Genomic DNA, 14,503 nt, shown 5'->3' with positions numbered 1-14,503 from the left:
TCACCTGCTCCGATGCCAGAGCCGGCCCAGCCAGCCCCGTTCCTTGGCGGTCGTGACGTGTTCCTCCCACCGGGCGGTCAACTCCCGGCGTTCCAGGTCCCGGACCAGTTCGGTGGCGGCGGCGACCTGTCGCTCGTTGGCCCGCGCCAGCCAGCGCTGCCCGGCCCGGCCGAGTTCCGACCGTTTCGCCCGGCCGAGTTTCGGCAGCGTCCGGGCGTCCGTGCCGATCAGGAACGCGGTGACCGCGTGCCACACCTGACCCGGTCTGCGGGTCGACTCGCAGAGCTGGTCGAGGTACGCCGGAACGAGTCCGGGCAGCTCGGCCAGGAGATCCACCACCACGTCCGGCCGCCGGTTGTCCAGCAACGCGGTGCGCAGGTCGTCCGCGTACGTCCGCACCACGTTCGGCGGCAGGACGGCCAGCGTGGCCGACAGGATCCTGTTCCGGCGGGTGGCGCGGGCGAGTTCACGGGTCAGGTCGGGCAGCGACTCGACCGCGTCGAGCAGTTGCGCCAGCGGTTGGTCCGGTACGAACAGACCCCGTTTCCGCAGCTGCCGGCACATTTTCAGCTCCCGCTGCGGCAACAGGTCGGCGTCGAGCAGCGCGGCCCGCAGTGAGCGGAAGACGTCCGGCGGCAGCGGTGTCCGGGGCGGAACCTCCTGGAGCAGCAGTTCCCACTCGTCGGGGTTCGCCGGGCTGCGGGCGAAGAGCACACCGACCAGCCCGGCGCTCGACCTGGCGTCGACCAGCGCGCCCCGAAGGAACTGGTGGACCAGCTCACGCCGGCGCGGTGCCGGCAGGTGCAGCACCGCCGCCGACAGCACCGCCCGGTCCAGGTCGGTCTCGACCGTCTGCAACCGGGGTTCGAGGATCGGCCACCAGGCGTCGGCGATCGTCTGCGCGGCCTGCGGGCTGCCGGCGGCCCGGTGCCGCAGTTCGTCGCGGCAGAGGTCGGCGAGGATGCCGTCGTCGGGCCAGAGCGCGGGGTCGTACCCGTGCTCGGGGTGGTCGGCCCAGTCCAGGACGAACGCCCTGGCCGCCGCCGGCACGTCCCGGATCGGCGCGGCCAACTCGAACCGCCGGGCGACCCGCAGGGCCGCCTCGAAGCCCGAGGGCGCGGCCGACGCCAGCGTCTCGGCCAGCCGTCGCTGGCCCTCCCGCCGGTGCCGGGCGGTCCACAGCGGTTCCGGCAGCCGCGGCACCCGATCCGAGCCGGATGCACCGCCGGTGACCGCCACGTGCAGTTCGGCGGCGAGCAGCGCCTGCCGGATCGCGGCGACCCGGTCCGCGCCCCACACCGGCGAGCCGGGATCGGTACGGTGACCAGCCAGCGCGACCTCGTCCAGCACACCGAGCGCGGCGGCCGGCAGGCCGGTCACGTCCCGGGTGAGCAGGTCGGCGACGCCCCCGCCGTAGCTGCGCAGTTGTTCCGCCGGCCCGTCCCGCAGCCAGCGGACCAGCGGCAGCACATGCTCCGGCTCCGGCTGTCGGCCCAGTACGGCGGCCGCGACCACCGGCACCGTCTGCTCGTCGGGCAGTCCCAGCGTCACCCCGACCTCCACGGCGTCCACCACGTCGTACGGGTCGCCGGTGCAGAACAGGCCGGCCCAGAGCGACGCCGAGGCGGTGGGCGCCACCGGGGTCCACTCGTTGCGGGTCAGGTCGATCACGACGTACCCCTGGTCGTTCGCCACCGTCGGGTGCTGGCGGTTCCAGTCCGGGTGGACGGCGAGCACCTGCGCGACGGCGTACGACGGGCGGGTGGTGAAGACCTTGAAGCTGACGCCGAGCGCCTGCCGTTGCGGCAGCAGCAGCGTGCCGGCGGTGATCCAGCCCAGCACCGGCAGCGGGTCGTCGCAGACGAACAGCACCCGTGGGGCGTTCGGCTCGGGCAGCCGCTGCAACGCCGAGAGCAGGGCGGTGAGCAGGTCACGCCCGCCCGGCGTGGTGCGTACGAGTTCCTGGACCCGGGACGCGTCGAGCGGCCCCGGTTCCCAGTCGTCGTCGCCGAGCGGGTCGCAGTGGGTGGTGGGGGCCGGTTCGGTGGTCCAGAACGGTGCCCCGAAGAGCTGCGCCGGGCGGACCGCACCGTACGCGTCCGGGTCGGTGGTGACGACGGCGTGGGTGAGCTGGTTGCCCTCACGGGCGCCGTTCGCCTCCCGGCCGAGGTACACCCCGGCGCCGGTCGCGTAGTAGCGGTCCACGACGTGGGCCAGGGAACGCGGGTACGACCCGACCGGCCGCCCCTGCCCCATCCAGCTCGTCGGCGACTCGTAGAGCAGGGTGGACTGGACCAGCTTCATCGCCTCCGGATCGGCGTCCGGCGACCGGGCCTGGAACTGGAGGCCGGGTGACCCCTGGAGGCCCTGGCCCGGACGGCAGTCGGTGTAGATCAGGGTTTCGAATCCGTCGCTCATTTCCGCTCCCGGGACGGGACGACCCCGAAGCGGCTCAGCAGCCACAGCAGCGGCTCGTCCACCCGGAACGGCCGTACGCCGCCGGACTCGACCGCCGCCCCCCGGTAGTCCGGCTGCGCGCCCAGTGCCGACACGGCGAAGTAGCGGAAGTCGCGGTAGTGCGCGGTCAGGTGGGTGTCGACGGCGTCCGCGCCGAAGTCGTCGAGCAGCGCGCGTACGTCCTCGTGGGTGTCCCGGCCGGCGGTCTCGTCGTAGTAGCCGGTGCTGCTGTCCGGCGGGTTGAGCAGCCGATGGTCGCTGCCGAGCGCTTCGAAGAACGCGTCTATCTTGGCGAAGACGACGGCGACCGGCAGGTCGATCCGCCTGTTCCCGATCCGGCGGCTCTCCCGCAGCGTGTCGGTGACGTTGCCGAGCACCTCCATGATCGGCTGGCCGTTGATCGCCTCCTTCGGTACGTGCAGGCGGTCACGGGCCTGCGGCAGCATGAACGGGTCGAGCAGCACGATCAGGGCCTCGGCGGCGTCGAGGTACTTCAGTTCGACCGTGTTGGCCCGGCTGCTCAAGTCCTCGCCCGCGGTGTCGTAGAACGACAGGTAGGTGGTCCGGAGGTGGGTGCCGGCGAGCCGGCGGCGGCGGGCCTGGCGCCACTCGAAGACCAGCGCGTCCCGCCGGCCGTCGTTCTCCGCGGCCGACCTGGTGAAGTCCAACAGCGTACGTTTGTGGTAGAGCAGCTCGATCTGCTTGTCCAGCCGCTGGAGTGACGACTCCTGGTCGTCCTGGAGGTCGGCGGTGAGCCGGACGTCGGCCTGGAACCGCCGACGCAGACTGGTCCGCAGCTCGTTGGCGAGCACGGTGAGATAGACCGTCTTGCCGGTGTTCTTCGCCCCGATCATGGCGATCAGCGGGCTGCGCGAGTCCTCGAAGCCCGGTGGCAGCGGCGTGTGGCAGTTCGGGCAGACCCGGATCCCGCTGACGCCGCCGCAGTCCGGGCAGGTCCCCTGCCGGGGCGCCCTGGTGGGGCGGAACCTCGGCGGACCGTACGACGGGCGCAGCTTGGCGGTGTACTTGAACTCCCTCGCCCGCGCCTCGTCGGACGACTCGGCCCGGCAACCCTCCCGTTTGTTCGATCCTCGTCCGTTGCACTGGTACCACAGCTTCCGCAGCGGAATCCGGTGGTAGCAGTAGGGGCAGAAACTCTTTCCGCGCATCGGTCACACCCTCAAGTGGTCGACCGGCGGATCCACCAGGGTCACACCGGTTGGCGGTTCGACAAAACAACGGATCCAGTACGGGCGGGGCAGGTCCGGCGGGAGTTCGAACTCGATCTGCCGGCTCTGCCCCGCGCTGAAGTCCAGCCCGGAGGCGCGGACGATCTCCGTACCCTGGGCCGGGCGCACCGGCATGACCGGTCCGGGCCGGGCCACCACGATCAGCTCCTCGACGCTGCACTGGGCCTCCGCCGTGACCGTGACGACCCGGCGGCGGGACAGGCGGTTGCGCAGCCCGGCCGGCCGGGCGATGGTGTAGCGCAGGCGCGCGGCCCGCCCCGGCACGTCGACCACCACCGCGGGCGAGCGGGCCTCGCCGTTCGCACCCGCGGTGATGCCCACCACCGTGACCCGACCGGGCCGGGCGTCCGCGCTCAGCCGGCAGCCGTTCTCCTGGACGTACTGGTTGCGGGTCACCCGGGTCACCGACGACGAGCGGCCGTCCCGCTCCCAGCTCACCTCCGCGATGCTCACCTGCTCCGGCCAGACCCAGGAGACCGCCACCCGGTCGCCGACCCGTTCGACCCGGAGCTGGTCGACCGGGTTGGCGAGCCCCTGGGCGACGGACCGGCCGGCGAGCACGCCCTCACCGCCGACGGCGAACGGCACGTAGATGTGGAAGCCGAGCGGGACGTCCGCCTCCATCGAGGAGCGCTCGCCGACGTCGACGACCGGCCCGGTCACCTCGGTGCCGTACCCGTCGATCGCCGAGATCGACAGCCGGCTGCCCGGCTGCCAGGTCGGCCTGGTCGCCGCGCGCCGGACGCGTACCTCGATCGCGGGCTGACGGACCCAGCTGAGCCGTACCCGGGCCCGGTTTCCGTCCACCCGGACCGGCTCGACGGTGAGCGTCTCCACCGCGCTCGCCGTCGGTCGCGGCGCCGCCGAGACGGTGACCATGGTCGAGGCGACCTCGCGGGAATCCTCGTCCCGGTACACCGCGACCAGGCTGTAGAAGTACTCGACCCCCTCCCGGACGTCGTCGTCGGTCAACCCGTCCGGTGCGGCCTCGACGACGACACCGTCCGTCGCCGACGTGGGACGCCGGCCCTCGGTACGCCGCACCCGAACCGCCACCACCGCCGGATGCGTACGCCAGGCCGCGCTCACCCGCTGGCGGGTGGCCCGGATGGTCACCTCCCCCACCGGTGGCGCGACCGTGACCGTCGCCGCCACCGGGCGGGACCAGGTCCCGGTGCCGCTGGCGACGAAGACCGCGTACCCGGACGGCCGGGCCACCAACGGGTCGGTGTCGACGGCCGTGACCTCGGCGGTCTCCGCCACGAGCGTGCCGTCGCCGGGGGTGGCCGGTGGACCGCCCGCGCCCCGGACCACCCGGTACCGCAGGTCCGGCAGCCCCGTGGTCGGTCCGGTCCAGCGCAGCGCCGTCCGGGCCGCCGGCTCGATCCGCAGGTCCTCGGGCGGCGGCGGACGTAGCCGGCGCAGCCGCCCGGCCGTCTGCTCGTCGTCGGAGGCCGTCGCCGCGGCCCGGCGCAGCAACTGCTCGGCCAGTTCCTCCCGGTCGTCCGCCGCCGCCCGGTCCGCCTCGGCCAGCAGCTCGGTCAGCCGGCGCTCGGCGTCGGCGATCTCCTGCCGGATCGCCTCCCGGTCCGGATCGCCGGCCGGCACCGCCGTCAGCCGCTGCGCCGCCGTCCGCAGCTCGCCCCGGCCCAGCAGCTCCCGCACCTGGCCGGCGGCGCTGACCGGGGTGCCGCTGACCGCCGGCAGGCTCAGCACCAGCAGTTCGGCGTCCTCGGCGGCCAGGCCGAGTTCGACCGCGCCGCGCACCAGCATCCGGTCGGCCAGGCCGTTCGCCCTGCCCTGCCGCAGCTGCTCGACCACCTGGTAGAGCGCGAGCGTGGTCAGGTCCCGCCCCTGCTTCGCCGCGGTACGCAGCGCCACCAGGGCGTTCTTGCGGGCCTGGACGGTGGAGGAGAAGGCGGCGGTGTTCGACGCCGTCGTCTGCTGGTCGACGGTGGCCGCGTCCAGCCTCAGTTCGGTCCGCCCCGGCACGGCAAAGCCGTGGGCGAGGCGGAACGGCTGGCGCAGGTCAGGGTGGAGCAGTTGGACGATGGTCGGCACCCCGGCGATGGCCAGGTTCTCGCTCAGACTGCGGTACGCGGTCCGGTCGATCCCGCTCTCCTGCGGCAGTTCGACCGGATCCACCACGGCGAGCCTGGCCTGCTGCACCGCGCTGTCGATCTGTCCCTGGCGCAGCGACGCCTGGTGGTGGGTGACGATGGCGGCGAGCTGTTGACGGGTGATCCGACCGGTGCCCCCGTACGAGTCACGCAGGTCGCGGACCAGGTCGGTCACGGCGGCCTTCGCCCGTTCGCCGTGCTCCGCGGCCTGCTGCTGCCACCACGTCGGGTCGAGCATCCGGGCACCGGCGCTCCGGACGATCTCCTCGTCGGCGGCGAGCAGCCGCTGACAGACCCGGGTGGCGGCCTGGGCGGCCGGGCCGGTCGCCTTCTGGTTCCAGTACATCCGTACCTTGCGCAGCCGCTCCTCGATCGCGGACCGGTCCATGCCCGGTTCGATCGCGTAGCGGACCCGCAGGTCGCCGGGAGGCAATCGGCCGTGCCGGCCGCGGAGCGGGCCGATGACCTCCCGGTCGTAGCGGGCGGTGTCGAAGGTGGACAAGTCAGGACCTGACCGCGATCGCCGACACCATCGCCCGCAACTGCGGGATCTCCTCCTCGGTGAGGGTGCTCACCCGGACCTCGATGGTCAGGTCCCGGCCGGAGCCGGGCTCGACCGCGTGCACGGTGAGCAGGCCGTCCTCGTTCACCGTCATGGTGATCAGCAGCGGCGAGTGCCTCGGTAGCCGAGGTAGCCCGCTGATCAGCCCGGCACCCTTGTCCACCGGCTTGTTCGCGAACAGGTCCGGGCTCTCCACCGTGCCCGCCTGCTCGTACACCACCACCTCGACGGCCTGCTGGTTGTCGACCAGGGTGAGCGCGTCCAGCCGGTGCGGGCCGCTGGGCAGCGGGTCGTCCGCGTGCACCATGTGCGCGATGTAGAAGGACGCCTCCGGGTTGGACTCGTCGTAGTCCGGCTTCGAGGCGTCGACCAGCCGTACCCCGAACGCCTTCGGCAGCACGGTGGTGATCCGCTTCTCCGACACCTGGGCGATCGCCTCCGGCGCCAGGCCGGTCAGGCCGGCGAGGGTGTTGATCCGCTCGGCGCGCTCGCTGGCGCTCGGCGGCGTACTGTCCGCCCCGGCGGTGTCGTCGGAACGCCAGACCGCGCGGCTGAGCGCGTACCTCGCCGCTCCCTTGGCGACCGCGAGGTCGGGGTCGTGCAGGTGCGGGCGCCAGCCGTACGTCTCGGTCAGCCGGGCGGACACCGCCGGCATCTTGGTCGATCCGCCGACGAGCAGGACCTCGTCGATCAGGTCCTTGGGGCTGCCGCTGCCGCTCTTGTCGCCCAGTTTCCCGAGGGTGCGGTCGGTGATCGCGATGGTGTTGTCGAGCAGGTCCCGGGTGATCTCCTCGAACGTCTCGCGGGTCACCGTGACCACGGCCGAGGCGCCGGCGAACCGGAGCGGGACCGGTCGCGACGACACCTGTGACAGGGCCCGCTTGACCTGCTCGGCGGTGATGATCAGTTCCTGCATGAACTGCGCGTCCTCGGCCGGGTCCTCGGTCGGGTTCGCGGCGGCGGTGAACTCCTGCAACAGGTGCTGTACCAGCCGGTCGTCCCAGTCCGTGCCGCCGAGTTCCTGGTCGCCGTCGGTGCACAGGACCTCGATCGCCCCGGCGGTGACCCGGATGACGGTGGTGTCGAACGTACCGCCGCCGAGGTCGTAGACGAGCACGGTCTTCTCGGTGGCGTCGCCGATCATCTCGTACTGCAAAGCGGCGGCGACCGGCTCCGGGACGATGCCGATCACGTCCAGGCCGGCGATCGTCCCGGCGTTGCGGGTCGCGTCCCGCTCCAGCATGCCGAAGTACGCCGGGACGGTGATGACCACCTGCTTGACCTCGCGCTGGGTGTACTCCTGCGCGTAGTCGGCGAGCCGGCGCAGGATCAGCGCCGAGATGGACGCCGGATTCTGCGTCGTACCGAAGAACTCCCACTGGCGTTCCCGGCCCATCTGCCGCTTCACCCGCTCGACCACGTTCTCCGGGTCGATCCGGGCCATGTTGCGGGCGTTGGCGCCGATGATGACGTTGTCGGCGCTCTCGAAATAGACGACGGACGGCATCGTGTCGCTCTCGGCGATCACGTCCCGCACGACCGTCGGCCGTCCGGTCTCGTCAATGTACGAGATGGCCGAGTAGGTGGTTCCGAGGTCGATTCCAAAATAGGTGACCTGTTCCTGGGACATCAGCTCTCCTCATCCGAGCGTGATTCGGCCGGCTCGGCCGGGGGTCCGGTGAAACGGTGTACGGTGACCGACGCCGGCACGAGCGGTCGGGCCGCCGCCACGTCCAGGTATCCGTCGCTGACCAGTGCGGCGACGGTGCCGTCCCGATCCGGGTCGAGGGTGGGGACCACGCCGACCGCCCGGTGCGTACCGGGCTCGAACGGAACACCCGGCTCGGCCCGCAGCACCTGCACGCCGACCCGTTCCAGGGTCAGCTCGACGCTGAAGGCGAAGCTGGCCAGCAGGTTCGCGGCGGCCCGGGGGCTGACCGGCTCGGCCAGTCCGGCGCCCTGCCGGAGCAGGTCGTTGCGCAGGCTCTGTAGATCGGTCACGAGTGGCCGAACCAGAGCGCGGTACTCGCCCGCCCGGAGCCGCTGGTTCTCCTCGTGCAGACGGTCGATCACCCTTTCGCGGGCGACCGCGCGTTCGTTCCCCCGGACCAGTTCACCGCGGATCTCGGCGAGTACGGCAACGAGCTCGGCGAACCGGTCGGCATCGTCGCGCGTTTCGTCCGGCGTGACCGTGTCGTCCGTACGGGGGATGGGGACATGAAGGTCCTGCGACGAATTATCGATTGTGTCGTCCACTGTGTTCCGCCGATCCTGATTCAGGATGTCCATATCCAGCTCGGATGTGCCTGTGCGTGGTACACGGATCACTCCTTCATGGGCGTCCGGCGCGCCTGCTGTATCTCCCTGACGGACCACCGTCGGGCCAGCGACATGCCGACCCAGGTCAGGGCGAAGGCGACCACGACCGCGGCACCGGTCCACCACCAGTCGGCGACGCCGGGCCAGACCCGGTGGCTGGCCCAGGACAGGGCGGTCCACACCACCGCCGCCACGAGCGAGGCCAGGCCCAGCCGTTCGAGCGACACGGTCGTGCCGCCGCGACGGGCGAACGTCAGCCGGACCACGACCAGCGGGAGGGAGAAGGTGACGGCCCCGAGGGTGGCGATCACGGCGGGCTGTACGGGACCGGGCAGCGGCACCCGGTACTGGAACGCCTGGGTCGCCGTCAGCACCATCACCACCGCCCCGAGGACGGCGGTCTGCACCAGCACCAGGCGTTCCCGCCGCCGCGCCTCCCAGCGCTGCACGCTCTGGTCGAGCAGCGCGCCGACCGTGCCGGCCCGGTGCAGCGCCGCCTCCAGGTACTCGACGTCGTCGTCGAGCTGTTGCTCGAACCACACCGCCAGGTCACGATCGTCGGCGAACGGATCGAAGCCGCCGTACGCCGAACCGGGCTCCTCGGTCCGGACGGCCTGGGCCATGTTCGCCGAGGCGATCTGCACCGTACGGCGCATGCCGCGCAACTGGGCGGCGGCACCGACCAGGCCCGCCTCGTCCGCGACCAGCAGGTCCAGCCGGCGGGCGTACCCGTTCCACCGGCCGGGCGACCCGTCGGGCTCGGCGGCGAGCGCCGGCAGCAGTTCGCCGAGGGTCGCGTCGGCCCGGTGCCGCAGCTGCCGGAAGTGCTGTCCGGCGAGCCACACCCGCAGCTCGTACCGCAGGATCGCGGCGTGCATCAGGTAGCGGGCGAACGGCGCGGGTTCGGGGCGCCCGGCCGCCCAGGCCCAGGAGCCGAGCCGGTCGCCGTCACCGGGCGGCGCGGTCACGACCAGCCGGCGCCGGCTCCGGTCGTCCCCGGCCGGTGACAGCTCACGGACCGCCAGTCCATCGCCGGTGACCACGGCCGTGGCAGCCCGCCGACCCGGTCGCCGGCGCGCCGGAACCCGCCGGCCGAGCGGAACCCGGGTGGGGCCGCGCAGCCAGCGTGCCCGACCGCGTCGCTGCCCGAGCAGCAACCTCGCCTCACCCAGCGGTAGGTCGTCCGGTGCCCCGACAACCCGCGCCCAGTCCCGCTCCAACTCGCTCCAGCCCTCGTCCGGGCCCCGGGCCACGAGCATCGCCGACAGGCAGAGCAGGTCGTGTTCCCGGTAGACGAACGCCTGGCGGACCTCGGCGCCGGGCCGCTGCGCCGCGGCCACCGGACCGCTGCCGGGCGGCAGCAGGTCGGGCGTGGTCGGCAGGACGGCGGGCAGCCCGAGCGCCTCGATCGGCGTACCGATCCCCAGGATCTCCGCGCACCGGCGCCAGACCTCGGTGAGGTGGTCGTACCCCGGGCTCCGCTCCGGCCCGGTCAGCGCGACGAACAGGTGCCCGGCGAATTCGAGGCCGGTCAGGTCAGCGCTTTCCGGGGCGCTTCTTTCCGCCATCGTCCTCACCCCACTTTTGGTCGACCCGGTGGATCAGCGTGGAGATCCGCTCCCGGAGGCTGGCCGACACCGGCTCGGGAGGGCTGTCCAGTGGCCTCGCCCGACTGGGAACGACGGATTCGAGTACGGCCGTCTCGGTGGATATCGCCGACCACTCGGAGGTCGACAAAGCTGTGTTGATCACCGTGATGGAACGTTCGACCCGATCCCACGCCGACGGTGGTAGTTCGCACCGGACAAGATCGACCAGAATTTCCCGTAGATTGCGGAGCAACTGGTCGTGATTGGTGGCTTTCATCCGTGACATCGCCCCTTTCACTCGCCAATGGCCGCACCCGCCGGACAGGGTCCAGCAGACCATCGGACGAGCTTCCGGAAAAAGCCCCGACCCGCATCCCGTCCGCTTCCGGTCTGCTTCCGGTTTGCTTACGAAACCGGGCCTCCGTACGCTCGAATCGCGGTATTCGGGCCGGACGTGGGAGGGGTGCCGATGCGTTGCCGGATAACGATGTTCGGCCGCACCGTCGTCGAAATCGACGGGCACACCACGAGACTCGCGCCGATCACGACCTCGGTGCTGATCCGGCTCGTACTCGCCGAGGGACAGATGGTCACGGTGGACGAGCTGTTCCGCGACATCTGGCCGCCGTCGGTGCGGCCGGACCGGCGCAGGGAGCGGATCAGCGTACAGAAACGCATAGTGGAGCTACGGAAGCTGCTCGACCCGGAACATCCCGGCGAGAGCTCGGAGATACTGCGCACCGACCGTGGACACACCTCGGCGTACCAGCTCGTGCTGGACCCGGAACAGGTCGACGTGCTCCGTTACCGGCGGATCGTCGAGCAGGCACACGGCTCCGACCCCGCCACCGCACTGGGGCTGCTGCACACCGCGCGTGAGCTGTGGCGCGGACGTCCCCTGCTCGACGCCGAGCAGTACGCGTTCGCCGAGGGCCCGATCCGCCGACTGAGGCTGCTCCGCGCCTCCGCCGAACGGGCCCTGCTGCGGGCGTACCGCGACGTCGGTCAGTTCGACCGGGCGCTGGAGACCGGTCGCGCGCTGCTGGCCGAGGACCCGGCCGACGAGGAGATCGCCGAACTGGTCGCGGAGCTGCGCCGGCAGAAGCAGAATCGGCCGCGCAGCCTGACCCAGCGCGCGTTCCCGTCGCTGCGTACCCGGATCGTGGTGCTCGACGGTGACCTGTTCGCGCAGGAGGACGCCCACCTCGTGGTGGGCTTCAGCGACACCTTCGACACGGCGACCAACCGGGATGTGGTGATCAACAGCGCCAGCATCCAGGGCCAGCTGCTGCGCCGCCGGTACGGCGGCGACCGGCTCTGGCTCGACCGCGACCTGCGTTCGGCACTCGCCCAGGTGCCCAAGTCGGGCAGCGAGAGCCGAGCCACGAAACGACGCGGCAAGCTCACCCGCTACCCGATCGGCACCGTGGCGGTGCTCAACCAGTCCGGCAAGCGGATCTTCGGGCTCGCCTACAGCCACATGGGCAACGACCTGGTCGCCCGGTCCAGCCTCGCCGATCTGCGGGAGAGCCTGGACCGCCTCTGGGAGGCGGTCCATCGGCACGGGCAGCTCGGCGCGGTGGCGATGCCCCTGGTCGGCTCCGGACTGGCGAGGATCGGCCCGGTCGGGCGCGAGGACCTACTCAAGGAGATCGTGGACTCGTTCCTCACCCACTCCCGCAGCCGGATGTTCTGTCCCGAACTGCGGATCGTGATCCCGCCGGGCGAGATCGGGAAGATCGACGTACTGGACGTCGCCGCGCACCTGAACAGTCGTTGACCGCTACGGCTGCGGCCGCCGCCGGTAGGCGTCCAGATCGGCGAACCGACCCGGGGCCAACCAGTCCGAGCCCTCGTCGTTGACCGGACATCCGGCCTGCCGCAACCGTCCCGCGATCTTCCGTCGGCAGTCGGGGCTGTCGTTGAGCCGGATGAAGTTGAGACCGTTCAGGTCCGCGATCGGGCGCAGCTCGCCGACCTGGATCAACACCGTACGCCGGGGATAGGTGGCCAACGCCATGCCCATCTCCAGCAGCACGTTCGGTCGGGCCTGCATGCCCGGCCCGGACTCCTGCTCGGAGTCGCTCGCACTGCGCAGGCTCGGGTGCAGGCTCACCTGGTCGTCCGGGGTGAGTAGGACCACCGCCGCCTGGGCCAGGGAAACCGCCCGAGCGACCACGTCACCGAGGTAGGGGGCGGTGCTGTCCGACGCCGCCACCAGCGTCTCCCACTCCAGGGGACGCAGTTCCAGCGTACGGAGAAAGTCGAACATGCGGTCGCGTACGTTGCCGTCACGGCCGTGTACGACGAACACGCCACGGGTCCGGTCGATGTCGTGCCGCCCCTCCACCGCTCTGCCCACGGGCGCCGCCTGCTGCATCGGCACCAGCGCGCCGCTCCTCGCCTCGCCGCTCCTCGCCTCGCTGACCCTCGCCTCGCTGATCACCTCGGCGCTGATTGTGCCGATCTGCCGGGCCCGGCGGACCGTCTGCTCCAGGTAGTCCGCGTCGTCGGTCAACTGGCTCATGAACCACGCCGCGAGCGACCGGTCGTCGTCGAACGGACCCCGCCCGTCCCGGCGGCAGCCGTGGATACCGGGCACCGCGTCCATGTTCGCCGCCGCGATCTCTACCGTCCGGCGCATCTCCAGCAGGGCGGTGCCGGTCCGCACCGCCTCGATCTCCCCGCTGCGGAGCGCGCCGAGCCCCGAGGCGGCGGCCACGAGATCGGTCGAGGTGCCGACCCGTACGCCTGCCGGCTCCACATGGGAACCGGGTGTCAGCAGGGGGCGCAGGCGCTCGACCATCTGCTCCGTACCGGTGTGGTGGTCGTCCTGCGGGCGGTCGCGCTGCCACACCCGGATCTGGTACCGCACCTTGGCCGCGTGCAGCAGATACCGGGCGAGCGGGGGGATCACCAGGTCGCCCCGCGACCACAGCCACGCGCTCAGCTCGGCGTCGCGGTGCTCGTCGGCCACCACCACCATCCGGCGCAGGGTCCGGGCATCCTCGCGCGGGGACGTCTCCCAGACCGCGAACCCGTCGTCGGTGTCGCTGCCCCCGGTCCACCACCCGTCGCCGTCCGGGCCCGGTGCCAGCAGCACGCCCAGCCGGCGGCCCAGCTCGGCACCGGCGCCCGGCGCCTCCGGCTGGCCGGTCGGCCCGTGATGGCCGGTCGGCCCGTGATGGCCGGTCGGCCCGTGATGGCCGGTCGGCTCCGCTGCGGTGAGTTGCTGTCCCGTCGTGCCCGAGGGGGCCAGTAGGCCGACGTGGAGTCTGACCTCGCCGAGCGCGTCGCCGGTCAGCCGGTCGGCAGTCCTGCGCCACCGCCGCTCCAGCTCACTCCACCAGCGTGACGGTTCGACTGCCATCGCGGCATCGACGGTGACAACCGGGGCGCCGGAATCAACCCGTGGTGCGAGCGCGACGGAGAGGTTCAACACGTCGTGGTGTCGACGCAGCACCGCCTGGTATCCCGTACCGGGTCGCTCCTGGCCGGCGATCGCCGCGCCGTCGACCGGCGTGCTCGGCGACGTCAGCAGGTCGGCGATCGTATCGGGAAGATGAGCGGGCAGACCGGTGCCCGGAATGGGATCGGTCATGCCGAAAACGTGCCGGCAGCCGGCCCACAACTCATCCAGATCGCGGTACGCCCGGTCCGCCCGCGCCCCGCCGACGGGCCAGAAGACATGGATCACCAGTTGCTGGTCAACGATGTCCGGCGTGTCCATCGTCATCTTTTTCGGTCGGCGCACCGGCATCGGTTCCGGTCAGGCTGTGGATCAGACGATTGACCCGTTCGCGGACCCGTTCGGGCGGCGGCACCCGTGGCACCGACCCGATCCTGGTTATCCGCACCGACTCGGCCAGTTCCAGATCGGCTCCGGCCCGGCGAAGTGTTTCCGTGTCACGGGCGGCGACGGCGTTCTCGATCACGACGAGCAATTGATCGACTTCCTGCCACTGGTCGGCCGTGAGGGTCCACTTCCGGGTATCGCCGAGGGTCCTGACCATCTCCGTGACCAGAGCCGTGTCTCCGAAACCGGAAGGGGCATCGTCCCTTCGGCGGAAGAGTCTCATGACCGGATCCTAGTAGTACATCGTCACGTCGTACTGCCCCGCCGACGACATGGCACCTCCGGGGGAACCAACGTTTTTGACTCGTACATCGTCTTTTATGTACCCACGCCAAAAACGATGTACGCGA

Annotated in this window: 10 protein-coding genes; 1 reads left to right on the top strand and 9 read right to left on the bottom strand. The window is 71.6% G+C overall.

Annotated elements, in window-relative coordinates; translation table 11 throughout:
- The 7 genes from OG792_RS05755 to OG792_RS05725 form a co-directional block, all read right to left on the bottom strand.
- Nucleotides 1–2,418, bottom strand: a complete 2,418-nt coding sequence (locus OG792_RS05755) for a GTPase-associated protein 1-related protein (RefSeq protein WP_329108031.1) — start codon at nucleotides 2,416–2,418, stop codon at nucleotides 1–3.
- Complete coding sequence (locus tag OG792_RS05750; protein ID WP_329108029.1) at nucleotides 2,415–3,626, bottom strand: hypothetical protein; 1,212 nt, start codon at nucleotides 3,624–3,626, stop codon at nucleotides 2,415–2,417. The genes OG792_RS05755 and OG792_RS05750 overlap by 4 nt, the downstream gene beginning before the upstream one ends.
- A 3-nt stretch (nucleotides 3,627–3,629) precedes the next feature.
- Nucleotides 3,630–6,329, bottom strand: a complete 2,700-nt coding sequence (locus tag OG792_RS05745) for a hypothetical protein (RefSeq protein ID WP_329108027.1) — start codon at nucleotides 6,327–6,329, stop codon at nucleotides 3,630–3,632.
- Nucleotide 6,330: 1 nt separating this feature from the next.
- A complete protein-coding gene (locus tag OG792_RS05740; RefSeq protein WP_329108025.1) occupies nucleotides 6,331–8,019 on the bottom strand; it encodes an Hsp70 family protein in 1,689 nt (562 codons plus the stop codon).
- Entirely contained in the window at nucleotides 8,019–8,645 is a 627-nt protein-coding gene (gene grpE / locus OG792_RS05735; RefSeq protein ID WP_329108023.1) for a nucleotide exchange factor GrpE, read from the bottom strand. Before grpE ends, OG792_RS05740 begins: the two co-directional genes overlap by 1 nt.
- 68 nt (nucleotides 8,646–8,713) lie before the next feature.
- The gene (locus OG792_RS05730; RefSeq protein WP_329108021.1) at nucleotides 8,714–10,276 is read right to left on the bottom strand and encodes a CATRA conflict system CASPASE/TPR repeat-associated protein; all 1,563 of its coding nucleotides are present in this window, start codon (nucleotides 10,274–10,276) and stop codon (nucleotides 8,714–8,716) included.
- Entirely contained in the window at nucleotides 10,245–10,637 is a 393-nt protein-coding gene (locus OG792_RS05725; RefSeq protein WP_329108019.1) for a CATRA system-associated protein, read from the bottom strand. The genes OG792_RS05730 and OG792_RS05725 overlap by 32 nt, the downstream gene beginning before the upstream one ends.
- 147 nt (nucleotides 10,638–10,784) lie before the next feature.
- Here OG792_RS05725 and OG792_RS05720 point away from each other — a divergent pair, with 147 nt between their 5' ends.
- Nucleotides 10,785–12,077: a macro domain-containing protein gene (locus OG792_RS05720; RefSeq protein WP_329108017.1), complete on the top strand. Its 1,293-nt coding sequence runs from the start codon at nucleotides 10,785–10,787 to the stop codon at nucleotides 12,075–12,077.
- Nucleotides 12,078–12,080: 3 nt separating this feature from the next.
- Here the strand turns inward: OG792_RS05720 and OG792_RS05715 are convergent, their stop codons facing one another.
- Together OG792_RS05715 and OG792_RS05710 are read right to left on the bottom strand one after the other, a co-directional pair.
- Nucleotides 12,081–14,027: a CATRA conflict system CASPASE/TPR repeat-associated protein gene (locus tag OG792_RS05715; protein ID WP_329108015.1), complete on the bottom strand. Its 1,947-nt coding sequence runs from the start codon at nucleotides 14,025–14,027 to the stop codon at nucleotides 12,081–12,083.
- Complete coding sequence (locus OG792_RS05710; protein ID WP_329108014.1) at nucleotides 14,005–14,376, bottom strand: CATRA system-associated protein; 372 nt, start codon at nucleotides 14,374–14,376, stop codon at nucleotides 14,005–14,007. The genes OG792_RS05715 and OG792_RS05710 overlap by 23 nt, the downstream gene beginning before the upstream one ends.
- Between the last annotated feature and the right edge of the window lie 127 nt (nucleotides 14,377–14,503).

This window comes from Micromonospora sp. NBC_01699, assembly GCF_036250065.1.
In the GTDB taxonomy this organism is placed as follows: Bacteria; Actinomycetota; Actinomycetes; order Mycobacteriales; family Micromonosporaceae; genus Micromonospora_G.
The sequence above is the reverse complement of the archived record's forward strand: the minus strand, read 5'-3'. Positions and strand labels throughout refer to the sequence as shown.